The sequence below is a fragment of the Leptospira wolffii serovar Khorat str. Khorat-H2 genome, from assembly GCF_000306115.2.
Classification (GTDB): Bacteria; Spirochaetota; Leptospiria; order Leptospirales; family Leptospiraceae; genus Leptospira_B; species Leptospira_B wolffii.
This window is the reverse complement of record NZ_AKWX02000023.1, coordinates 133,234-157,747: the sequence shown is the minus strand read 5'-3', so window position 1 is coordinate 157,747 and position 24,514 is coordinate 133,234. Positions and strand designations below refer to the sequence as shown.

At 45.7% G+C, this 24,514-nt stretch carries 18 protein-coding genes; 8 read left to right on the top strand and 10 right to left on the bottom strand.

What is annotated here, in order from left to right; translation table 11 throughout:
• Window positions 1-49: 49 nt before the first annotated feature.
• Window positions 50-625 carry a YdeI/OmpD-associated family protein gene (locus LEP1GSC061_RS18810; RefSeq protein WP_016546965.1) on the top strand — a complete coding sequence of 192 codons (576 nt, stop codon included), beginning with the start codon at window positions 50-52 and terminating at the stop codon, window positions 623-625.
• A gap of 27 nt (window positions 626-652) precedes the next feature.
• Here the strand turns inward: LEP1GSC061_RS18810 and LEP1GSC061_RS18805 are convergent, their stop codons facing one another.
• From LEP1GSC061_RS18805 to LEP1GSC061_RS18785, 5 genes are all read right to left on the bottom strand, one after another.
• Window positions 653-2,716 carry a sensor histidine kinase gene (locus tag LEP1GSC061_RS18805; protein ID WP_016547428.1) on the bottom strand — a complete coding sequence of 688 codons (2,064 nt, stop codon included), beginning with the start codon at window positions 2,714-2,716 and terminating at the stop codon, window positions 653-655.
• Between the two features lie 100 nt (window positions 2,717-2,816).
• On the bottom strand, window positions 2,817-3,257 hold the full coding sequence (locus LEP1GSC061_RS18800; RefSeq protein WP_016547265.1) for a DUF1761 domain-containing protein: 441 nt from the start codon (window positions 3,255-3,257) through the stop codon (window positions 2,817-2,819).
• Between the two features lie 80 nt (window positions 3,258-3,337).
• Entirely contained in the window at window positions 3,338-5,389 is a 2,052-nt protein-coding gene (locus tag LEP1GSC061_RS18795) for a 7TM diverse intracellular signaling domain-containing protein (RefSeq protein WP_415751842.1), read from the bottom strand.
• 254 nt (window positions 5,390-5,643) lie between these two features.
• Window positions 5,644-7,737 (bottom strand): 7TM diverse intracellular signaling domain-containing protein, encoded by a 2,094-nt coding sequence (locus LEP1GSC061_RS18790; RefSeq protein WP_016547135.1) that lies wholly within the window; start codon window positions 7,735-7,737, stop codon window positions 5,644-5,646.
• Between the two features lies 1 nt (window position 7,738).
• Window positions 7,739-8,587, bottom strand: a complete 849-nt coding sequence (locus tag LEP1GSC061_RS18785; protein WP_016547074.1) for an SDR family NAD(P)-dependent oxidoreductase — start codon at window positions 8,585-8,587, stop codon at window positions 7,739-7,741.
• Window positions 8,588-8,666: 79 nt separating this feature from the next.
• Between LEP1GSC061_RS18785 and LEP1GSC061_RS18780 the strand changes: the two genes are divergently transcribed.
• On the top strand, window positions 8,667-9,407 hold the full coding sequence (locus LEP1GSC061_RS18780) for a hypothetical protein (protein WP_016547177.1): 741 nt from the start codon (window positions 8,667-8,669) through the stop codon (window positions 9,405-9,407).
• 32 nt (window positions 9,408-9,439) lie between these two features.
• Here the strand turns inward: LEP1GSC061_RS18780 and LEP1GSC061_RS18775 are convergent, their stop codons facing one another.
• Together LEP1GSC061_RS18775 and LEP1GSC061_RS18770 are read right to left on the bottom strand one after the other, a co-directional pair.
• The gene (locus tag LEP1GSC061_RS18775) at window positions 9,440-11,251 is read right to left on the bottom strand and encodes an alpha/beta fold hydrolase (RefSeq protein ID WP_016547080.1); all 1,812 of its coding nucleotides are present in this window, start codon (window positions 11,249-11,251) and stop codon (window positions 9,440-9,442) included.
• A 9-nt stretch (window positions 11,252-11,260) separates the two neighbouring features.
• Window positions 11,261-12,988, bottom strand: coding sequence for a GMC oxidoreductase (locus LEP1GSC061_RS18770; protein ID WP_040510121.1), 1,728 nt, complete (start codon window positions 12,986-12,988; stop codon window positions 11,261-11,263).
• Between the two features lie 105 nt (window positions 12,989-13,093).
• Between LEP1GSC061_RS18770 and LEP1GSC061_RS18765 the strand changes: the two genes are divergently transcribed.
• From LEP1GSC061_RS18765 to LEP1GSC061_RS20915, 6 genes are all read left to right on the top strand, one after another.
• Window positions 13,094-14,623 carry a metallophosphoesterase gene (locus LEP1GSC061_RS18765; RefSeq protein ID WP_016547217.1) on the top strand — a complete coding sequence of 510 codons (1,530 nt, stop codon included), beginning with the start codon at window positions 13,094-13,096 and terminating at the stop codon, window positions 14,621-14,623.
• A gap of 93 nt (window positions 14,624-14,716) precedes the next feature.
• Window positions 14,717-15,337, top strand: a complete 621-nt coding sequence (locus tag LEP1GSC061_RS18760; protein ID WP_016547441.1) for an adenylate/guanylate cyclase domain-containing protein — start codon at window positions 14,717-14,719, stop codon at window positions 15,335-15,337.
• A 125-nt stretch (window positions 15,338-15,462) separates the two neighbouring features.
• Window positions 15,463-15,945 (top strand): hypothetical protein, encoded by a 483-nt coding sequence (locus tag LEP1GSC061_RS18755; RefSeq protein ID WP_016547028.1) that lies wholly within the window; start codon window positions 15,463-15,465, stop codon window positions 15,943-15,945.
• 69 nt (window positions 15,946-16,014) lie between these two features.
• Window positions 16,015-16,638, top strand: coding sequence for a hypothetical protein (locus LEP1GSC061_RS18750; RefSeq protein WP_040510117.1), 624 nt, complete (start codon window positions 16,015-16,017; stop codon window positions 16,636-16,638).
• Window positions 16,639-16,711: 73 nt separating this feature from the next.
• A complete protein-coding gene (locus tag LEP1GSC061_RS18745) occupies window positions 16,712-17,848 on the top strand; it encodes a hypothetical protein (protein ID WP_016546948.1) in 1,137 nt (378 codons plus the stop codon).
• A gap of 238 nt (window positions 17,849-18,086) precedes the next feature.
• The gene (locus LEP1GSC061_RS20915) at window positions 18,087-19,151 is read left to right on the top strand and encodes an adenylate/guanylate cyclase domain-containing protein (protein ID WP_016547151.1); all 1,065 of its coding nucleotides are present in this window, start codon (window positions 18,087-18,089) and stop codon (window positions 19,149-19,151) included.
• A 210-nt stretch (window positions 19,152-19,361) separates the two neighbouring features.
• On the opposite strand, the gene rpsG is transcribed toward LEP1GSC061_RS20915, so the two are convergent.
• The 3 genes from rpsG to rpoC form a co-directional block, all read right to left on the bottom strand.
• On the bottom strand, window positions 19,362-19,835 hold the full coding sequence (rpsG, locus tag LEP1GSC061_RS18735; RefSeq protein ID WP_016547068.1) for a 30S ribosomal protein S7: 474 nt from the start codon (window positions 19,833-19,835) through the stop codon (window positions 19,362-19,364).
• 11 nt (window positions 19,836-19,846) lie between these two features.
• On the bottom strand, window positions 19,847-20,221 hold the full coding sequence (rpsL, locus tag LEP1GSC061_RS18730) for a 30S ribosomal protein S12 (protein WP_040510012.1): 375 nt from the start codon (window positions 20,219-20,221) through the stop codon (window positions 19,847-19,849).
• 75 nt (window positions 20,222-20,296) lie between these two features.
• Window positions 20,297-24,502: a DNA-directed RNA polymerase subunit beta' gene (gene rpoC, locus LEP1GSC061_RS18725; protein ID WP_016547243.1), complete on the bottom strand. Its 4,206-nt coding sequence runs from the start codon at window positions 24,500-24,502 to the stop codon at window positions 20,297-20,299.
• Window positions 24,503-24,514: the final 12 nt, after the last annotated feature.

Below are 24,514 nucleotides of genomic sequence, written 5' to 3'. Positions count from 1 at the left end.
AGACTTCCACAGACTGGGGACCGAATTAACTTCTGCCAAGTAGAATTCTATGGATCCGATATTCTTTAAATCCCAAAAGGAATTCCGCTCTTGGTTAAAAAAGAATCACCATAAGGAATTCGAGCTGATTCTAGGCTTTTATAAGACCAAATTCGCTCGGAAAGGCATCGCCTATAAGGAAGCAGTCGACGAGGCTCTTTGTTTCGGATGGATAGACGGAGTCAGAAAGGGAATAGACGTAGAAACATACTGTATCCGTTTCACTCCCCGGAAGTCCAATAGCATTTGGAGTAAGGTAAACAGGAATCGAATGTTGGAACTCCAACAACTGGGTTTGGTGATGGAAGCGGGCCTAAAAGCCTTTCAAGCGATTAAAAAAACGAATCAATATTCTTTCGAACAAGAAAGTATAGTAATGCCTCCCGCTTACGAAAAGACGTTTCGAAAAAACAAAAAGGCCTGGAGCTTTTTCCAAAGTCAGGCCCCTTATTATCGAAGAACGGCTATTTGGTGGGTAATCAGTCCTAAAAGAGAGGAAACCAAACTCTCCCGCCTGAGTGTCCTGATCTCAGACTCGGAAAAAGAGAAACGGATAGATGCCTTAACCTGGAAGAAAAAGATCTAAATTCCTCTTGTGCGATTCTCGGAATCACTATGAGGCGGAATTCTCGGAAAATTCGGAATCCTTTCCTGGCATGGTAAAGTAAAAGGAAGCGCCTTTTCCGATCTCACCCTCCGCCCAAACTCTGCCCCCGTGTCTGGATACGATCCTATTTACGATAGCGAGTCCGACTCCCGTTCCTTCGAAATCCTCTTGGGAATGGAGACGTTGGAACACTCCGAATATCTTTTCATAATATTGCATATTGAAACCGGCGCCGTTATCCTTGATGAAAAAAATACTTTCTCCATTCTCCTCGAAGGAACCGATTTCGATCCTGGCTTTTTCCGTTTTCCTTGTATATTTAAGAGCGTTCGAAATCAGATTCACCCATAGTTGGCGAAAAGCCATCTGATCAGCTCTTACATTCGGCAGACTTCCTACTACGAGTTCTATATCCCTATTCTTTTCGTATCCGCTAAGTTCCGAGTACACGGCGGATACGATATCCTTGGTAAGAAGTTCCCTATGAGCGAGTTCCATTCTTCCCAAACGGGAAAATTCTAGAAGATCGTCGACGAGTTGTCCCATTTGTTTAGCGTTGGCGAGAATTCTGGAGATCACCCGATTGGCTTCCGCATCCAGTTTATCTCCGTAATCCTCCTCTAAGATCCTCGTATAACCGTTTATGCCTCGAATCGGAGCCCTTAAATCGTGGGAAATCGAATACGAGAAAGATTCCAATTCCTTATTGGCCAGGAGCAACTGTTCGGTTCTTTGCCTTACTCTTTCTTCCAACGCGTTATTCAAGGAACGGATTTCGTCCTCAGCTTCCTTACTCTCCGTGATGTCCTGTTGAACCGCGATCACTTCGAGAAGTTTTCCGGCCGTATTCTTAACGGGATGTAGCACGAGTTGCATCCATCTCGCCCTCCCTTCTTTTCCGATCAGGCCCGGATCGTATTTATAAGGCTCTGAGACGGCCGCTTCTCCGGAAAAAGCTCTTTGCACATGACGAAACAGATCGGATTTCTGCATTTGAGAATCTTTTAGTATATTATAATCGACTAAATTATCTCTTCTCGCATTCCACATTTCTTCCCAGGCCAAATTAGCCCCTGTGCAGGAACCATCCGAAGTATAGGTGAGAACCGGATAGGGAAATTGCTCGATGATCGTTCTGAAACGATTTTCACTCCTATACAATTCCATCGTCCTTAATTGCACGAGCCTTTCCAAATCCCGGTTTAGGCCCGAAAGGTCCTCCTCCGCCTTGGTTCTCGCGCGATCGGCCTTATCCAATTCGAAGGAAGCGAAATAAACCACCAGAAAGAACGTTAGAATGATCGCAGTAATAAGAAATCCGACACCCAGCTCGAAACTGACCGGATAGATACGATACAGATAGATCCGGAGCATCCCGAAAATAACCGGCACTAGTATTATAAACGGAAATAGAATCCGAGCCAATTTACCGCCCAGATAGCGACTCGTAAAAACGCGCATAAACGCGTAATCACCGTTGTATATTAGAATGGAAAAAGAACAAAACAGGAAGCAGATCGCGGTAGGCAGCGCCATCGGAATAAAGGAAAGAAATCCGTAAAATTCCTTTACTTGATATAAATAACCGACTATGGAAAATATTCCCACCAACATGACGACGAATGAGAGATAATTGGACGCCGATCGGAGGGACGCCTTTCGAAAAGTAAGAAAGAAAACGGAAAATCCCAAAAGCAGAAAATCGAAGGCGGTATTAGGCGCCATTTGATTCGGCCTTCCGTTGATTATATCGATCGCAACTTTCTGGGAAAAAAGTATCTTATCGATTCCGAAATCCGAACCTATCGATAGCCCGAAGATTTTGACCGCCCCGATCAGAGAGGTCAAAAAAGAAACGGAGCGGATTATGATTCTGTAACGAACCTTGTCCCGAAATAAGAGCAATAAAGAAAGACCTATGAATCCGAATCCCACCGCGGTAAGCGGGTTCATGGATACCCATGCGGGATTAGGTCGCTTGAAGATATCTATATCGAAGGCCCAGCCTAAAATCACCATCGCCCCGATGCATATCGGAACCGAAACCAAAATATCTAGCCATTTCTTCAAACGGTCTTTCCTAATAATGCAAAGGAACGGAATTCGAAAACGCTCATGCCAATCAATTCCGTTCCGTAATATTCATTTTTTATAAAGTAATCGGTCCGAATTATCCGGGCCAAACCGCCAGAATGATACCGGTTACCATCAGCGAAACCAGATTATGGGAGGCGTTCACAAAGAATAATCGCCAAGATTTTCCTTCCCATGCTATCGAATTAAAGAGAAGCGGGACAAAGAATCCCAACCACACGTAGAACGCTCCGTAAGCACCGTACTGCCAAGCCGGCCCGTCGCCTTCCAAATGCCAGGAAGAAGGCTTCCATACGAAAATACTATGAGCCAAAACATAAGCGGTCAAAAACGCACCGACGATTCCCAAAGCCATAGATTTCATCATTTGCTTCGTATTCGGCTCCATATTCTCCAGTCCCATTTCTTTCACCCAAATCTTGCCGAATATGGGTCCGTACCAAAGAAAGCCGATAACCATGGTGGCCAACACCGAAACGCCGATCGCTAAAAAATTTAAAGGAATTACCGGTAGCATATCTAATCCTCCATCTCGGGCAAGAAATCTCCGCCCGAATAGCGGACCGGTCAAGTAATTTCAATAATCGAAAGCGTGAATCACCCCGAATATTCGATTACGATTAGAGCCATATCGTCGTGGGAACTTCTTTCTTCTTGGGTAAAATCCTGAATATTTCGGATGACGGCGTTGCAGAATCTTTCCGGATCGGAGTCGGAATGGTTCTTAAGCAGGGAAAGAAAACGATCCGATCCGAAGAAGTCGCCTTCCTTGGATCTGGCTTCGATCAATCCGTCCGTATATAGGATCAATTTGTCTCCTTTAGAAAGTTCCGCCTTTAAAGTCTGGTAGTACGGAGTTGACAGAAGCTCGTTAATAGCCACGCCAGCGGGACGGAACATCTCGTGTTCTCCGGACGCTTTTCGAATCAGAATGGTTTCCGGATGACCGGCGTTCGCGACAAGTATCCTACCCGATTCCGGAAAAACCGTGACCATAGTCGCGGTCACGAAGTTGCCGTTCAGTTTTCCCACCAATTGAGCGCGCATTTTAGAAAGCATGTGTCCCGGATCGCTCAAATAATCCGACCAATCCGCCAAGGCCATTTTCACCATGGCTGCGACCATGGCCGCGCCTGTGCCGTGCCCAGTTACGTCGCAGATAAAAATCCCGAGAGCTCTTCCTGTCCTATCGGAGATGAGATCCACGAAATCTCCGCCGACCTGAAGCATGGGAATACAGCGATACGCAATTTTAACGTTAGGCGTTTTAGGTAAAGAGGAGGGAAGAAGGGAAAATTGAATCTTCCCGGCGATCGCCAAATCCTTTTCGATGAGTTTGGCCTTACTTTGGATCTCCAATTTTTGTTCTTCGATCGTCTTGGTTCTTTCGTTTACCATCATCTCCAAGGAATCGTTCAAGGTCTTCTGGATCTGAAGGGTCTTGGCTTGAGCCTCCTCTTTTTCCTTTTCGATCATCTTGATCCTGGAAGCCAAAGCGAAGGAGAATAGTACGGTTTCCATCCCCGCTCCCACCTGCCATCCGTATCCTGTGATGAATATATCCGGCACGATCGCAAAAGACTTCAGACCGTATAATAACGCTCCGAGTAAAATGGTAAGCCATCCTATGAGATAATATATGGCCGGTTTATAACCTTTCTTTAATACGTATGCGGCGCAACCCAATAGGGTCGGAACAATGTGCATATCATAAATGGCGAGTAACCATAGAATGGAGGAAATCTTCACGAATATGGAAACCACAGTCAACGCCAATCCGAAAAGGCTGGAGGCCAGAAGGGCACGATTCATTTTAGGAAGATATACGGAAAGCATCAGGAAATGCCTTGAAAAGAGGATCGCGAGAGCCGCCACCAAAGGAATTAGGAAAGTAGGTGCGTAACTAGCCAACCAGATCGAATTGGGCCAAATATATTGGAACGCGATTCCGTTCAGGCTCATCTGAAGCAATCCGAATACGGTTATATACAATACATAATAAAGATAGCTTAGATCCTTAACCGTGAAGAATATGAAGAGATTGTAAAGTGCCATCACGAAAATCAATCCGTAGTACAAACCGAAGACGAATTGCTCCGTCGAATTCGTATTAGAGAACGCCTTCTCGCTTACGATCTCCATGGGTAGAGAGACGGTACTTTCGGATTCCACTCTCAAGAAAAAGACCGTTTCCTTATCCGTCGCAGGGTCGAAAGGAATCTCTATAATAAAATCGCGATGATTGATTTCCCTGGTTTGAAACGGCAATGCGTCTCCGAAACGCTTTACCGAATATCCTTTCGAAGACGGATAATAGAAATCCACATGATCCAATACCGGATGATTGACTTCCAGATACCAGTTTCCGCCTTTCGTGTTCGCATTCCTGACGGAAATACGAGCCCAATAAGCGAAATCGGTAATACCGAAATTCGTCACCCCTAACTTCTCGAAGCGATTCTCCGAATTTAAACGAAGAATATCTTCGATCGTTAAATTCTTTCCCTTATCCACATAGAAAGATACGAAATTGCTGATATCGTATTCCTCGTGTTCGGCGGATAAAACGATAGTCTCGACCGATGTTTGATCCGAGAATGCAGGAGAAGCGATTAGCCCCAGAAGAATCGCCGAAAATATGCGAAACAAAAAAGACATACTATCCACGAAAATTCAGGAAAGTTCGAAAAGTAGACGGGCGGAGTCCCGACATGGAGAGAAAAAGAAAGAGAACCCGCGTTGCAAGCTTCGTCATGATAGCCACATCTTAGCGCAGATTTTACTTTTATAATTCTTGGGAAACAACAAAATACTCCCAGGCTTCGGAACAAAAGGGATTTATCGAAAATCGATCGATCCGATTTTACAATGTCTTAAAGAAGAACGGAGAAAAGCCGGCGCCCTCAGTCCTCGATCTCTTCCGCCACCTTGCTCCCTTGGGTCACGGGGTACAGCCGCTTAAGATAGAGTTGAGTCGCCTTATCTTCGGGAAACAAGGAGATCACCTTTTCAAATTGGATTTTGGCCTCGTCGAAAGCGTGGGAATAAAAAGCCTTTACCCCCTTCTCGTAAGCATCCTTAGTCTTGATTTTCAAATCCTGCTGCTCGGGCTCGTCTCCGTCGAATACTTCGTAGACCGAAACTGGTTTCTGCTTTCCTTTTACCTTAACCCGATCCAAAAATCTAAAATTAAAACGACCTTCCTTCTTAACCTCTTCCACGGTGCTTTCGCTGACCGCGATCCTGGATCCGTAGACTTTCGTTAAGCTTTCGATCCTAGAGGCAAGATTCACGGTGTCCGAGATCACCGTTCCTTCCAACCTTTCCTCGGCACCGATCGTTCCGAGCATTAAAGATCCGGAGTGTATTCCTACTCCGATCTGAATGGGGATATATCCCTGACGGTGGCGATGCTCGTTATATTCTTTCAGGTATCTTTGCATTTCCACTCCCGCGGAAACCGCATCTATCACATTTCTTTGGAATAAGGCCATGATGGCATCGCCGATGAATTTATCGATAAAACCGTTATGTCTTTGGATGATCGGGCTCATTCTACTTAAATAGGAATTGATGAAATTGAAGTTCTGAGCGGGAGTCATCTGTTCCGACAGAGTGGTGAAAGAACGGATATCGCTAAAGAGTACCGCCATCTCTTTCTGGATCTGATCTCCCAATTTTACGTCAAGAATGGAATCTTTCCCCAGATTGGCCAAGAAATCCTTCGGCACGAACCTAGCGTATGACTCCGTGAGAATCTTCTGCATCTCGAGAGTTTTGGCCTGAGCCTCCTCTTTTTCTTTCTTGATCGTATTGATCCTGGAAGCCAAAGCGAAGGAAAGTAGAACAACTTCGAGTCCTGCGCCGATTTGCAATCCGTAATTAGTCAGGAATATATCCGGCACGACTCCGAAGGCCTTGAGTCCGTAAAGAACCCCTCCGAGCATAAGGGTCAACCATGCGGTCAGATAGTAAATCGCAGGCCTATAACCTTTTCTTAATGTATAAATCGCACATCCCAAAACGAAAGGGATATTAAGAAGAGCGTAGACCGCAAGAATCCAAAGCACCGAAGATATCTTAACGAATAGGGAAATGACCGTCAAAATCGCACCGACCGCGCTCGAGGATAATAAAAACTTATCCATCTTAGGGAGATATTGAAAGGTAAGTAAAAAATACCTCGAAAAAAGGATCACAAAGGTCGGTAATAACGGTATTAGGAAGGTAGGCGCGTAGCTAGCCAACCAGATCGAATCCGGCCAAACGAACTGGAAAGCGAGCCCGTTCAAACTCATCTGCAATAGCCCGAAAGTAACTATATAGAATACGTAGAATAGATAGCTCAAATCCCGAACCGTAAAGAATATAAAGAGATTATAAAGCGCCATCACGAAAATCAGCCCGTAATACAATCCGAATACGAATTGTTCGGTAGCGTTACGATTCGCGAAAGCCTTTTCACTCAGGATCTGAATGGGTAAGGAAATCGTACTTTCCGATTCTACGCGGAGATAAAAGACCGCTTCGTTGGTCTCGCTACTATCGTGTAAAGGTAGCTCGAAAATAAAGTTTCTATGATTGATTTCGCGATTATTGAAAGGTAGCTTATCTCCCGAGAGCTTAGCGACGTATCCTTCGGAAGTCGGAGTGTAAAAATCCACATGATCCAATACGGGATGGCTGATTTCCAAATACCAATTCCGGACGCTTTTGGACCTATTCTTTACCGGAATTCGAACCCAATATGCGAAATTTGTAATCCCGAAATTCGTCTTTCCGAATTTTTCAAACTTCCCGCTTTCATCCAAACGACGAACGCTTTCGATCGTCTCCTTCTTCTCCTTATCTACGAAAAAAGAGACCGCGTTTCTGATATCGTATTGGTCGGACTCGTCGGTTAGAACGATGTCCTGGGTCGGACTTTGCTGCGCGACCAAGGAAGGAGTGAAAGATAGGATCAGGAGAAGCGGGAGTACACGGGACAAGCCAGTCATATTACGTACGGATTCCTAAGACTTTTGAGATTAATTTATCGAACGTCCGAGTCGGGAGGAATTTAGGCAAAAGGGTGTCGGTAAGGAAACTACTTTTTAAAAAATAGCGCGTTTTTGGACTCGGACTCCTAAGAGCGTGGAGAATCGCGTCGAGAACCTTTGACATAGGAACACCGGACTTTGCCTTCTTCTCGTTTATCTTCACAAAGTTCAAAAGTGCGTCTCTGTATACTGAGCCGTTGGCGATTTCCCGGATCTGATCGTTGATCTTATCCGTTAAGGGAGTCGCGATCGGACCAGGCAAAACGGAAATCACGTCCACATCGTATAAGCTCAGCTCTCTCCTAAAGCCGTCGGTTAAAGCTTCGAGTCCGTGCTTGGATACGGAATAAGCTGCCAAGAAGGGAATTGTCCGAACTCCACTCATTGAACTTACGTTTACGATCCTTCCGGGAGAGAAGCTTCTATCTTTCTTAGCTCCCAATAACGGTAGGAACTTTTGGGAGAGAATAAAAGGAGCGATAAGATTGATTTCTATCTGCTCGCGAAAAAGACGGGGCGGCATCTCTAACAGCGGCCCGGGAACCACTACGCCGGCATTATTCACGAGTCCTTTCAGGCCCCGTCCATCCAGAACGTTCGCGACTTCTTTCGAGGCCTTATCGATCGCGGTCTCGTCCGTTACATCGAAGTAAAGAGGATAAAACGACTTTCCAAGTTTAACGGATAGTTCGGCTCCTTGTTTCTTCGATCGAACGCTCCCGAATACGAAGTTCCCATCCTGTATTAACCTTTCGGTTAACGCGAGACCTACACCCGAATTTGCACCTGTAACGAGTATATATTCCATAGGCAAATTCTGCAAACTTTACATACTTAAGCAAATTATTTATTGCATATTATAATGTTTTTAATAATTTTCGTCACCTATGACAGGCATTGGACATCTATCTTCCGCATTTCTAGTAAAATCGAAGTTCAAAGATACGCCGCTTTGGATTCTTCTCATTGCGACGGAAGCCGTAGAATTGGTTTGGATCGTATTGAATCTGAATCCGTTCGGCTTCTCTCCCCCATTAGAATATATGAAAGTGGAGATCCCTTTCTTATATATCGGAAATATGAAACTGCTGAGCCAGCAGTATTCCCACTCTCTGGTCGGCGGGATCATCATCGGAATCCTTTTCTTTCTAGTTCTGAAAGCCTTTAAGGTTTCTCCTGCTGCGCGTTATCTCTCCGTGGCCTTGGCGACTAGCGGTCATTGGATCCTGGACTTTTTGGTTCACGACCATGATCTAAAGATCCTACCTCTGTCCGATGCGCCGATCATCGGCCCCATCATCTCGCTGGATCCCTCCAACCCCGAACTCGGAATCAGCGCCGCCGCGCCGCTTTTGGGATTCGGAATCCAGGCGGCACTCTCCGCGATCGCCGCTTATATCTTCCTGAAGAATTTCGAATTCTCTTCGCCGAACGGAAAGAGAAACTTCGCGATCGGAATCGTGATCCTGAACCTATTCTCCTTACCGATATTCGTAAAAGGATTCATGACCTTCTTGATCAAATCCGAAGTTTGGATGGCGTTACTCGTATTTGCGGATATGCTTTTCGCCGCAATAGTCATTCTTTATCTCTCCAAGACCGCAGTCGCAAAGAATCCGAGTCGTTAAACGACTCGGATATTCGATTCACAAACGAAACGTTAAGAATGTTTTTTCAAGAATTCCACGATTCTTGGAAAGATATCCTTATCGCTTTTCTTTCCCATCAAGGTGTCCTGGTGACCGTATCCCTTAGCTATAAATAACTCGTTCTTGTTTCCCGGATTCAATCGATTCAAGGTATCGTGGGCGATAATATTCGAATCTTTGAACACCTTATTCTGATCACCGGTCATGAATAAGATGGGGGTCTTAACCGTGGAGGCCTTATCCAAATAATTATTCGGAAGAGAATCATATCGATTGTCCTTAGGCTCGAACTTGATCATGGATTTACGACCCACAGCCTTGCGGATATGCCTATAGTAATTCATGGAAGTGGCGCCGAACAGATCCCCTACCCTTCTATGAGTGACATCGGGCAGATTTTCGTGTTCGTAACAAGCAGGCCATCCGGTCCCCCACATTAGGCTGAGCATATGGCAAGCGGGCTCGTCGCATTCATGGTGAAATAGACTCACGAATTTGGCGAGAACCTTGCCGGACGCGAAGCCGGGAAGGTAATGCCAGCGAGGATTCACATTCGGAAACCGTAATACGGACTCCATTAAAAAAGGCGCGAAACTAAGTTTAATCTTGGACCAGGCCGGAACGTTCGGAGTCAAAGAAACGCTATTGGATACGACGCTCGTCACCCCTTCTATTTTTCCGGCAAAAAGACTCATGAAGAATGAGATAGATCCTACACAATGCACCACGAAATGGATTTTCTTTCCCGGACCGACCGCCTCTCGAACGACCTTCAGAGCGGCCGGAACGTCGTATAAAGCGATATCATCCAGAGTATACCGATGAGGGAATAGATTATAATTAAAACGTAAACTCCCCCTCCAATCGAAACTCCAAACGTCCCCGTAACCGTTTTCATGTAGGTAAGTTACGAGATTCTTATGTTCGGGCATAACGAACATATCGGTGGAAGTAGTCAAACCGTGCATAAGCACGACCACATCTTTACTCTCTTTCTTCTGGAACCTCATCAGGCTGACGGAAATCTTATCCTCAGTTACGAAAGGATGGTGGGAGATCTTAGCGCCCTTGACTCCCTCCAAAGTAAAGACAGGAATATCCCTCTCTCTCCATAATTCCGGTTCGGCTTTTCTGAATTGGGCTCCGTAAATATCCCAAAGATTTCCCAGGAACATTTCTCCGAATCTTAAGGCGGCATCCTTTCTTTCGGAGAAGGTGCGACCGTTGGATTTGAAGGTGGTCATTTGTTTCAGAAAATCTTTTTCAAGAATTCTTAAAATACCTTTGCCTAAAACCTTGGCCTTAGCCTCGCCTTTCTCGTCAATATGACCTTCGTATACGGTAGTGTATAATGTGGAAGTGTCTCTCCAGATATTCAGAATACCGTCGTCCACGACCTTCTTGAATCCGTTCAAAGTGATTTTACGACCCGCCTTATTCTTCAGGAATAGGCGGTATCTCATATGCTTCTCGTTAACGGAAGGTTTTCCATAATCTACGAAGCAATTGAAGATCCCTTTCTCTACGTCGAATTTACCGCCTAACGCCTGGCATTCCACCCAACCGATCGCTTCTCCCGTTTCATTCGGATCGTATACGAAGAATTCCGTATCCGGAATCCGTATCGTAAGATGAAACATGAGATAATTTCCCGCTTTCTTTCCGGCCTCGTAATCCTCTTCATAGGAGAAGGAACCTGGAAGTGAGATGAAACCTTTCATCTCTTCCGTAAATTCCAAACTCACCGGGTGCGGTTTCGGCGCTAAGTTCTTCTTACTTTTGCTTTGATTCGTTGCTTTTTTCTTTTTTGTCGCCGTAGCCAATCGATTTTCCTACCTTAAACTCGCGTTCGGTTTTCTTCCAGTAATCGCTTCCGCAACCATTTCCGAAAGTGCAGAAATAGTCATGGACGGATTCGCTCCCACTGCGGTCGGTAATAAGCTTCCGTCCGCCACATATAAACCCTCATATCCGAAAACCTTTCCGAACGTCTTTGGATCCGAAGAACAGACTCCGAACGCAGCGGAAGATCCGACGACGCAACCACCCAAAGGATGGACCGTCACGTTATTCCGGACGGGCCAGGAATAAGTGGGCATCGGAAATCTAGTTTTGGCGTTCGTGAATTTGGAAAAACGCTTATTCACATCCATTATGGTATTGTAAAGCGTCATATTCTCCGCCTGAGGCCAGGTGATCTGCAGAGTTCCCTTCTTATCCAAATACATTTTCCCGTCGGAAGTATCGATTCCCATGCATAGAAGGACTGCGGACGTATAGGAGATATCCCCTTTCAAAGCTTCGCCGAGTAGGAAACCTATCTTACCGAAAATCTTGCCGTCCCAGATACTGCGGAAAAATTCTCCGACGATATGGAAGATATACTTCAAACGGAAGATCAGAGGGATGGCTCCGGATACGAAATAAGAGGCAAATACAGGATAACTTGCATCCTCCAATACGAAAGCCTTCTTTGAATCGAAATTTTGGAATAGATTATAATCCGTGTATTGAGTGATCACCGGGCCGTAATTCGGATCCGCAGGCTTATCTCCCTTAGCGGTAAAGGATAAGAAGTCCCCGTTTCCGGAGAATTGGGTCCCTATCTTGTCGGAGATCTTAGCGAGAGTTTTAAATTTCGTTTTGCATTTAAGAAGAAGTTCTGTCGTTCCCAAAGTCCCGGCGGAAACGACGACTCTCCTGGTATCGGCGTAAGTCGCCACCGTCTTTCCGTTTTGCAGATTCAAAAAATGGACCCTATAACCGTATGCGCCGCTTGCGGAAGGATCTTCCTCTCCCTTTGCCCCTAAAGGAATGATTTTAGTAGCGAGATGTTCCGTACGGATCTCCGCCTTATGCGAATTCTTCGCAACAAAAAGGTAATTCAGATCCAGAGTATTCTTAGAATGGGTGTTACAACCGACATCACATTCCGCACAGTAAGTGCAGGAAGTTTGGATCGCGCCGTAGCGGTTTTTTTCCTGAACCCCGATAGGAGTTGGCTTCTTGAAATCGTTTCCGAAAAATACGTTGAGATCGGCCCGCTTGGAGACACGGGATTCGTGAGCGGCGAATTTTTCGTACAATTCCGTCCTGACTACTTTTCTCCGCTCCTCCCCGTTATCGGGGATAGGACGGGAGCCTAGGACTTCCTTCACTACTTTATAATACGGTTTTAAATTACGTTTTTTGCAGGTTTCCGGCCATCGTTCGTCGAAAATATGATCCGGAGGCTCCAAAAACACGTTTGCATAAATAAGAGAACCCCCTCCCAAACCTGCGGAAAGGACCACATCCAACTTAGGATAGTTGCGGATATCGAATAATCCGGTCTGGCGACCGCTTTTCTTGAATTGGGAAGAACGTGGAACCGTCCCTTCTTCGGGTACATTCCAGAAATTCTTGGACATTCCTTCCGGTGAACGGGGAAAAGAGCCTTTCGGATATTCCTTACCTCGTTCCAAGACCAGAACCTTACCCGGCCATTTTTTGGAAAGCCTACACGCGTTAATCGAACCGCCGAATCCAGTACCTATCACTATCGCTTCGTAGAACTTCAAGAAGATCCCCCTATCGCCGAAAAATCTACTTATTTGCAGCATTTGCCTAAAAATAGCAATAATTAATTGATTTTATATGCGAATTTCGAATGATTCGAATCCCAAATGCCTACAAGTAAAATCAAATATGTTGTGTTATCCGACGTTCATCTAGGAGCATATAATAGTTTACTTACATACATCGAAGAGTTTCCGGATCCTGTTAAGGAAGAGGACAAGTATAAGGTAAACCCCCAGAAGACATCTCCCGCACTCCTGGAATTGATTTCCTGTATCAAACATATCGTTCAAACGGTGAACGGCTCTAGTAAACCGCCTCAGTTCATTCTACTCGGAGACGTGTTGGAACTTGCCTTGGGAGATATCAACGAAGCCTCAATGACCTTCGAGAGATTCTTGGAAGTCGCCTATAAGGAACAGAAAAGCGTTTTTTCCGACAGCATACTATATATTCCAGGAAACCACGACCATCATCTCTGGGAAACAGCTAGAGAAAGGCAATATGTGGACTATATCGCGAGACTCAAGCCCAACCAATACATTCAAAATGCGTGGTATACCACCAAGATGGTGGATCCCGACTTCGTTGAATCCGACCTGTTAACCGGCATTTTGAGAAGAAATCGCAAATTGAAGAAAGGAGAAGCCGTCATTGCTTATCCTAATTTCGAAATCGTGAGTAAGGACGGAAGCAGATCCGTATTCCTTTCCCATGGAAACTTTCTGGAAAATATCTACGCGCTAATGAGCACGATCCAAAGAATCCTGCTCCCGGAAATAGACAAAGACAAGAATCAGGAAAAACCCAAGCGCAATTTCTGGGAAAAGCTCTTGGATCTAAACCCTTTCCGAGCCGCAGTGGAGGTCCCGAACCCTACTTCCATAACCGTTTTGGAAAAGGAGAACTTCGCATGGATCGATTTTTTTTGGTCCACGTTAGGCAGATCCGGAAAAGTCGGAAAAGGGATAGGCCTAATTTACGATATGCTTCAGGACGAAAAGGCGGTAGGAAGACTTGCGAGCAACGTAACCAGCTATCTATTGAGAAAACTGGATACTTTCTTTCTACTGAAATATTTCCTTCAATGGGCGATCGGACGGACCCTCAAGAAAGTCGTACTCAAAGTGGGTCAGGCGGAGAGAGGGATGTCCGATACTGTCTTAAGCGACGAAGTAATCCGCAATCTGGACACCTATTTGGCGGAAACCATCCCCCACCAATGGGAAGAGGAGACCAGAAGGACCAAGCGTAAATTTCCGCAGGACTATGCCTTTATTTTCGGCCATACCCACAAACCTTTCGTCTCGGTCTCCCAAGGTTTAGGATTAAAAATCCAAGACAAGCTCATCTTCAACACCGGTGGATGGGTCGTAGATACCATACAAACCATGAAGTCCCACGGAGGAGCCGTATTATTCATCGACGACGACGCTCATGTCGCCTCCTTCCAGGCTTATTCGGAAGGGGAAATCAAATCCAGATTCCTTTTACCTGAAGGGAAAACCAATCCTCTCTACGAGACGCTGCAAGCCAAGATCGATCTTTCCCACCGTAAATTCGAAAACCTCTCCAAATCCCTCGAGGAGGAGATCCGACTGAGACGTCGCCTTTTGAAAATCAGAGTCAAGGAATAAGAAGAAGGTACCATTCTTCTCGGTTTCGAATTTTTCCGAATCGCATTTGAAATGATTCGACGGAACAAAGAGGTCTGATTTGATTCGGTTGCCATGGCCTTTAAAAGAAGCATTATCGCAAGCGCATCGGAAGACAGATTGGAGAATCTGATTTTAGAAAGGCTCAAGCCCGGAGCGGATAAGGAAAGGATAGACCAAAGGATCTGGGATCTTTTCGGAGAAGTTTGGTGCATCATGTTCACCGATCTCTCCGGGTTCTCGAGAGGAGTGGAGAAGTTCGGGATCATCCATTTTTTACAGACCATCCATGAGTCCGAAAGAATCTTAGTGCCGGTCATAGAAGATCATGACGGTATTCTTCTCAAATCGGAAGGGGACAGTTTTCTCGTTATCTTTCGCAATGTCGCAAAGGGATTGCAGGCGGCGATTCGGATGCAGAAGGAACTAGTCGAATACAATAAGAATAAAATCCCGGAAGAAAAGATCCTACTCTGCGTCGGATTAGGATACGGTAAGGTGTTAAAGATCGGAGACATAGACGTATTCGGTTCCGAAGTAAATACCGCAAGCAAGCTGGGAGAAGACACGGCCGAGGCCGGAGAAATCCTACTTACACAATCCGTTTTCGACAATGCGGAAAATTTAGAATATAAATTCGAACCTATCCAGGACGTCCCGGCAGGAACGACGGGAGCCTATAGACTTGTCTATTAGAGCCTCACAAACCCATATCGCAAATCATCAAGCAAAGACTATCCGAATGAACACCTTCTACTCTCCATCAGCATAATGCTCACTCCATCACACGAACACATCCTTCCTATAAGGCAGAACATAAAATGCAGACTTACAAAAAGATCCTTTTCATTCTAATCGCTTTCATCAGCGTTTCCGTTTCCGCAAAAGATGGAGATACGGTGCTTTCTTTCGAGACGGAGCAGGAATACGTGGACTTCATCTATAGCCTGAGTCCGGTCCTACTTCAGCAATATCCGAAATCGATCGTGAGATGGGTTTATCTGAATTCCTCTCAATATGAAACCGACCTAAGCAATGTCCTCCTATTGGCGAACGCGGATTTCAATAAAAAGGTAAATAAGAAATTCTTTAAGCTATCACAGGGAGAGTCCATAACCTCCTTACTGGACAAAGGAACGATACTCTTAGGAAAGAGAAAATCCGTATCCGGAGACCAAGCGATTTGGATCAATATTATAGGATACGACCAACATGGAAAAGTCCTAGTCGTAAACGATTCCAAGGTGGGCGCCGCCCAACAAATTCCAAGCGATGGACTCGAATCTGCATATTACATAAAATAAAACGATCGAAGCTATATGCGAAAGATCGTTATTAATTTCGGAGAATTTAACTTTTACAAAAGGATTCCTATGAAAAGAATATTCGTTTTACCCTTACTCTTATTGCTACTCCTTTCCTGCAAATCGACGAGCCGCAGGGAAAAGCCGGAATACATGGACGGATTTAAGGAGAAGCTCGCCGAAACCAAATTACTGATCCGGCAAGTCGTCCCTCCAAATTTTCGATTAATCGCCAAGGATCCGAAAGTACCGTATCGCTACGACTACGCGTTGCGTTCCGATGACGATCAAATCGAGATACGATATATCTTGAAATCCGTTCCCGGACTTCTTAGGGAAATCGCCGAAATAAAGAAGAAGGATCCTTCCGCGGTGATGGTCCCTCCGAAAAAAGACGACTATCTAATTCATTACGCGGTCTTTCTACAAAATCTGGGCGGAGAAAATGTCGCGACAGGTTACACGGAATTTCCGCCCAAAGCGGTTAAGGACGAGTTCGGAGCGGACTGGGGAAGCAATGTTTCCTTCGAAATGAGACCAGGATCGGATAGTAAATTCAAATATTGTAGTATTACCGCACTTCACAAAGACAATCAGGCGGATGTTTATATTCTCTATCTTTCGGAAGATCCGGATAAATTAATCCAATTCATGAAAAATACGCATCTATTCTATAATCTTCGGTTCATGTAACCAACAGAGAACGCGAAGCCATGAGACATTTGCTTCATAAATTCAAATTACTAAAAAACATAACAAAAAACTAATGAATTTTTTAAAAACTACATTCTGCTTAATCCTTCTCTTATCCGCCGAAATGTCCGCCGTGGCCGAATCCTCCTACGAAAAGGAGATTTTTAAGGCCGTGGATTCCTTGAGATCCATCTCTCCGACAAGCGACAAAGAAAAGCTGAAAGAATACAATCAGACAATGGATGATAATTGGTCCTTATTCTCTAAGGACAAAGATGATTCGGTCCCCGTACTCGTTCGAATATTGGAACAGGAGATCGAGTCCAAAGAACCGAACTCGTTAGTTCTCATGGATTTAACGTATTTCATCGCGCTTTCCGATAAGAAATCGGAGAGGGCAGCTTTTCTTTCAAAAGTATATCAAAGAATCGATCCCAAAAAGCCGATTATCTCTTCAAACAGCCAACAGTTTTTCTTACTTTCGCTTTATATGAGCTACAAGCAGGTCCCCGGTTTTTTAAAACAAATCGACGATAAATTCCTGCAAACGGAGGCTACGGCTTTTTTTATTCCGCAACACGTTGTAAATGTGGATGGTCACGCTCAGAGAACTCATTTATACGGAGTCTACGGCAAAGAAAGCGTTGAGCATCTATTGGATCTGTTAGAAAAGGAAAAGAATCCCAAGATTAAACGATCGCTTACCAGTATTCTTAGAAGAATATGCACCCCGATTTGTGCCAAAAGAATCGGCAAATTTTTAGAAACCGAAAAAGACCATGAGATCTTCGTAAACGGGACCTACATTTTATTGGATAATGCGGGGCCGGAAGGGAGAGAAGTTTATTTAGAACTTCGCCCAAATGATTTGTCGGCAAAAACCTTGGATTACTTCAAGAGCGAACAGGATTACGTTCGAAATCAGTCATATGAGTTTCTGATTTCAAAAATAGAAAAGAAATTCGGGAAAAGTGAAAATAGTTTCTCCAAGTCGGAATTGAAAGAGCAAATCGAGCAAATGATCCGGAACAAGGGAGCCTCACGGACCATCCATCCTCTGGATTTACTCCAAAGCGACTTGGATAAGAACTTCTTGATCGAAAAGCTCATCGAAGCAAGAAGGAATTGCTTTCTCAGAACGAACCAACACGGGATGCAGGATATCGATATCAACAACATGATTCTCAATACGCTGTATTACCGAAATTAACGGTCCGAGAGAAAGGACTTTCCTTGGGACCGGCCGATCTTCATATCCGCCGAACGCCTACTAAATTGCCGTTCAAAATAAGAGAATATATCAAACCCTCACTCTTATGGGACGCATTATGATTCCTTAAATTGCAGTTCCTGTCGCACTCCGGTCGGCCCCTCTTCCTATCGGTCCAACTTACTTGACGCTAGGTGAGCCTATTCAATACGGTAAAAGTGGAAGGAAGGTCATCGGTATGGAGCAGGAAATCGCGTCCGAAAATCAGGATTTTGCGGAGAAAACCGACTTAGAAGAACTTCTGAGCCAGTACAAGGACGCAATCGACAAAAGCACGATCGTATCCATGACCAACCTACATGGCAGAATTACCTACGCTAATGACGAGTTCTGTCGACTCTCCAAATACAATCGGGAAGAATTAGTCGGCAAGCCGCATAATATCGTCCGTCATCCGGATATGCCAAAGGAAGCCTTTCGAGAAATGTGGTCTACGATCAAATCCGGTAGAATCTGGAAAGGAATCGTGGAAAATAGAGCAAAGGATGGAAGCAAATACATCGTTAGTACTACTATCATTCCTATAAAAAATCCGGATGGAACCAATAAAGAGTATATCGGAATCAGAAGCGATATTTCCGAACTTGTCCTTTCTCAAAACAAAGTTCGTTCCCTTTTAAATGCGAGTTCCAAGTTCGTTCCTTCTCAATTTCTCAAGGAATTGAAATCAACCGACCTGGCTTCCGTTAATCCTGGAGAAGCCACCACTCTAAAGCTGACTGTACTTTTCGCAGACATCAGAGGCTTTACTTCCATCGCAGAAAAACTATCTGCGGGGGATATTTTCCAAAGTCTAAACCGTTACATTGCACATATGGAACCGGTAATTACTCGTAATGACGGCTTTATCGACAAATTCATTGGAGACGGAGTCATGGCTCTTTTTCATCACTCTGATAATGCGCTAAAAGCGGCCAAGGAAATGCTTCAAGAGTTAGATAAATTCAACGATCTCTTACTAGGAGAAGGTTCGGAAAAAATAAGAATAGGAATCGGCATCCATTACGGTCAAGTTGTCTTAGGAACGGTCGGAACGGAAACCAGAATGAACACTACTGTAATCGGAGACACTGTAAACATCGCCGCCAGAATGGAAAAATTAACCAAGAGAGCGGGTGTCCCGATCTTATTCACGGAAGAAACACTGAAAGAGGTCGACTTAACCAAATTTAAAATCAAAAAAGTGGGTCAATCCACTCTTAGAGGGAGAACTAAGCGTACGATCTTATATACTCTGAAATAATCCGCAGAACATACGAAACAAACCTCTCAGTGCTTAGTGCTTAAGACGTTCTTCTGGTATTCCCTAATTTTACCATCGCCCCTTCCCCTATGTCTATAAACAAAAAAGGGATCCTTTCGGATCCCTGATTCATGCCTAATTTCCCCCGGGTGTTGTCCCCAGGGGCCCGCCCCGAGTATTTCGCGAAGCGAAATATACGAGGGAGGGGGGTTACCAGCGATAGTGGCTGAATGCTTTGTTAGCATCTGCCATTTTACGGATATCTTCTTTCTTCTTGATAGCGGCACCGGTGCCTTTCTGAGCTTCGATAAACTCGGCAGCCAGCTTGTTCGCCATACCTTTCTCGTTTCTGTCCCTGGAATAACGGATCAACCATCTGATTCCTAAAGCTAAACGTCTTTCCGGACGAACTTCGATAGGAACTTGGTAAGTCACACCACCTACGCGGCGGGATTTAACTTCGACCTGAGGCTTTACGTTTTCCAAAGCTTCTTTGAAAGTAACGTAAGGATCGTTTCCGGTCTTTTTCTGAACGAGATCTAATGCATCGTAAAATAAGGTTTCTGCTACGGATTTCTTTCCGTCCACCATCAAGCAATTGATGAACTTAGCGATATTTGTGTCGCTGTAAACCGGATCCGCTTGGATCTTACGGGGCTCTACTTTTCCTCTTCTTCTAGACATTCCTTAACCTCTTACGCCTTAGGTTTTTTCGTTCCGTATTTAGAACGACCCTTACGACGTTTGTCGATACCTAGAGTATCCAAGGTACCGCGGATAATATGATAACGAACCCCTGGAAGGTCTTTTACCCTTCCCCCGCGAATCAGAACAACGTTGTGCTCTTGCAGGTTATGTCCCTCACCTGGAATGTAAGCGGTTACTTCGATTCCGGTGGTCAAACGAACCCTTGCTACTTTCCGCATTGCAGAGTTCGGTTTTTTAGGAGTGAACGTAGTCACCCTAGTGCATACTCCTCTACGCTGAGGGGAGCTTTTCAATGCAGGAGATTTAGATTTGTTCTTCTGTTTCTTCCTGCCGTGTCTTATAAGTTGGCTAATTGTAGGCATGAATCCCTTCTTTTTCGCAGGCCGGTGACCTATTTTACCAGTTCGCCCGAGCCTGCTCTATTGTAAAGCTTTCCTTTAGTTCTCGCTGTCTTCCGGTATGGCTACGGGAATCTCTTCCTCTTCCACTTCCAGAGGACGATCCAGATCTCCGTAAGTTTCCTTGAATACGGCGACGTCCCTATACTTTCTCATTCCGGTTCCCGCAGGAATCATATGACCGATGATCACATTCTCCTTAAGTCCCATTAGATTGTCGGTCTTACCTTTGATCGCCGCGTCGGTCAAAACCTTGGTTGTTTCCTGGAAGGAAGCAGCAGAGAAGAATGACTCGGTATTCAAAGAAGCCTTGGTCAATCCCAAGAGAATCGGAACGGACTGTGCGGGGGATCCCCCTTCCGCTACGACTCGCTTGTTTTCCTCGATAAAGGCGAAACGATCCACCTGTTGTTGGTTTACGAAGGAAGTGTCTCCGGAGTCGGTGATCAGAACCTTACGCATCATCTGGCGAACGACCACTTCGATGTGCTTATCGTTGATATGCACCCCTTGCAGTCTGTAAACCTCTTGGACCTCTTGCACCAGATACACTTGAAGAGCGGTTACACCTTTTACTCTCAAGATATCGTGAGGATCCAGATTTCCGTCGTCCATCTGGTCTCCGCGTTTTACGAAGTCCCCGTGACGAACTCGGAGCTGTTTACCGATCGGAATCGTTACTTTAACTTTATCTAATTCTTCGTTATCCGGAACGATGTAGAGAACCCGTTTTTCTTTTACGATTTCTCCGTTATCTTCGATACGTCCGTCCGTCTCAGCCAGAGTAGTCGCATCTTTCGGGCGACGTGCCTCGAAGAGCTCATCCACGCGAGGAAGACCACCGGTAATATCCCGGGTTTTTTCCGCTACGGTAGGAATCTTGAATAGAATGTCCCCTGCCTTCACTTTATCTCCGTTCAGAACGGAGATAATAGCGTCCACAGGAACCAGATATTCTTCCTTAGTAGAACCGTAAGTTACCACGATTCTCGGAACCAATTTATCCCTACGTTGCTCGATTACCTTATAGATAACGTTTGAAGTCTTAACGTCCTCGTCGCGTCGAACGTTCTTACCGACTTCCAAATCCACCCAAGCCACGTTTCCTTCGATCTCGGAAACGCCGATCTCGTTGAATGGGTCGAACTCGGCCAAAGCTTGATTCGCTTCGGTGATCTGAGTTTCCTTCACGTTCAAGGAAGTTCCTGTCTTAACGGGAACTACCGCTTCTTCTCCCAAGATTCGGAAAAGACCGTCGGCGATCTTAATCGTTCCCGGCGCTTCGGAGGTAACGTTCTCACCGGTGGACAGAGTAGCGACTAGCTCTCCCTTGTCCACCTTCTGACCGTTCTCCACGCGAAGGTTGGTGAGCTCGGAAGAATTGAACTGTTGGATCAATCTTTGTACTACGATGGATCCGCGGCGAGTGAAGATCAGACCGCGATCGGCAGTTTGGAGAGTACGTCCGTTGATCGCGTTAACGATCGCGCGGTATCCGACTTTGTGCTCCTTCTCTTGGACCTTAGCGGACGCGGCACCACCGATGTGGAAGGTACGCATCGTGAGCTGAGTTCCAGGCTGCCCGATGGACTGAGCGGCGATGGTTCCGACTGCCTCTCCGATTTCCGCAGGAGTCAGACGAGCCATATCCATACCGTAACATTTAATACAGATTCCCCAACGAGCCTCGCAGGTTAGAGGAGAACGAACCTTGATTTTCTCGTAACCAAGGTTCTCCAATTTCTGACCAACTTCCCTCGTAATCAGAGTATCCTTAGGATACACTACATTTTCGGAAACGGGGTCTACGATGTCTTCCGCGGTGTAACGACCGAATACACGATCGCTCAAGGAAACGATAACATTCTCCCCTTCTTTTACGGTTCCGAGAGTGATAGACTCTTCCGTTCCGCAATCGTCCTCTGCGACGATCACGTCTTGGGAAATATCCACCAAACGGCGGGTTAGGTAACCTGCGTCGGCAGTTTTCAACGCCGTATCCGCAAGACCTTTACGAGCACCGTGAGTGGAGATGAAGAATTCAAGAACGCTCAATCCCTCGCGGAAGTTGGAGCGAATCGCAAGCTCGATGATCTCTCCGGAAGGTTTCGCCATCAGACCGCGCATACCAGCCAACTGACGGATCTGTTGTTTGGATCCGCGGGCGCCGGATGCGGCCATAATGAACACAGGGTTATAACCGCCCTTGTCCTTCTCGAGTTCTTTGAACATGGAGTCGGTGATGAGGTCATTGGTTTTAGTCCAGATCTCGATTACCTTCTTCTTACGTTCTTCGTTAGTGATAATACCTTTACGATACTCTCCGTCAGCCCTTTCCACTTCCTTATTCGCGTCGCCGACCAGGGTAACTTTACCCGGGGATACGCGGATGTCTTCGATAGAGATGGTCGGGCTGAAAATAGTAGCGTAGCGATATCCTAATTTCTTGATATCGTCGAGCATCAGAACGGTTTGAGCCGGCCCGTATTTCTCGTAAACTTCTGCGATGATTCGGTTCGTCTCTTTATCGGAGAGAGCACGGTTCACGTAAGGATATCCTTCCGGAAGAACCGTATTGAAGATCAATCTTCCCGGGGTGGTTTCCAGGATCTTTCCTTGGTGAAGAACGGAGATTTTGGTTCTGTATTCGATGACGCCACGGTCGATCGCATAAACCACTTCATCCAAATTCGCAAAGGACTTGAGAGGAACTCCCGCTTCGGTTGGAAGCTCGGAGGTTAGATAATAAATCCCGAGTACGATATCCTGAGTAGGTCCACAGATCGGGTGACCGTTCGCAGGGTTCAAGATATTGTGAGGAGAAAGCATTAGCATCCATACTTCCAACTGAGCCTTAGGAGTCAGAGGAACGTGGATCGCCATTTGATCCCCGTCGAAGTCCGCGTTGAACGCGTGACATACCAGAGGATGCAACTTGATGGCTTTACCTTCTACTAGGATAGGAAGGAAGGCCTGGATTCCCAAACGGTGAAGGGTAGGAGCACGGTTCAACATGACCGGGTGTTCTTTCACGACGGTTTCCAGAACGTCGAAGACTTCTTTTTCTTCCGCTTCCACCTTCTTCTTAGCGGATTTGATGTTAGGAGCCAGGTCCAGATCCACCAAACGCTTCATAATAAAAGGTTTAAATAGTTCGAGAGCCATCTTCTTAGGAAGACCCATCTCGTGGTATTTCAACTCAGGACCGACCACGATCACGGAACGACCGGAGTAATCCACCCTCTTACCGAGTAGGTTTTGGCGGAAACGTCCCTGCTTTCCTTTCAGCATGTCCGAGATGGATTTAAGAGGACGGTTCCCTTTACCTTTTACGGTACGTTTGCGGCGGCTATTGTCGAATAACGCGTCCACCGCTTCCTGGAGCATACGTTTTTCGTTACGAACGATGATCTCGGGAGCTTTCAAGGCGAGAAGGCGTTTTAGACGGTTGTTTCTGTTGATAACACGACGATATAGATCGTTCAAATCGGAAGTAGCGAAACGTCCACCCTCCAACTGAACCATTGGGCGGAGTTCGGGAGGAATGACAGGAACAACGTCCAGAACCATCCACTCGGGACGGTTACCGGAATCACGGAACGCTTCCAAAACTTCTAGACGCTTTAGGATTCTCTTGTCGGAGATTTTTTCCTTATCCTGGATTTTTTGGCGGATGATGCGTGCTTCCGCATCCACATCGATACGGGAAAGAAGTTCTTTGATCGCGTCCGCACCGATACCTGCTACGAATTTGTCGCCGTATTCGTCCAGATAAGCGTGGTATTCTTCTTCGTCGATGAGTTCGCCGCGATTTCTTCCGGTATCAGCCGGATCGATGATGACGTATTTCTCGAAATAAAGAACGCTCTTGAGCTGATTGATGGTCATGTCCAAGAGAAGTCCCATTCTGGAAGGAACGGAACGGTAGTACCAGATATGCGAAACTGGAGCTGCGAGTTCGATATGCCCCATACGCTCACGACGAACTTTGGAGTGAGTTACCTCGACCCCGCATTTGTCGCAAACCACACCCTTGTAACGGATGGACTTGAATTTACCGCAATAGCATTCCCAGTCCTTGGTGGTTCCGAAGATTTTTTCGCAGAATAGACCGTCGCGCTCCGGTTTCAGAGTACGGTAGTTGATCGTTTCCGGTTTCTTGACTTCTCCGTAGGACCATTCTTTGATCCTGTCGGGAGAAGCCAGTCTGATTGTGATTGATTCGAAGTCGTTATTGGATCTCATGCTACCTTACCC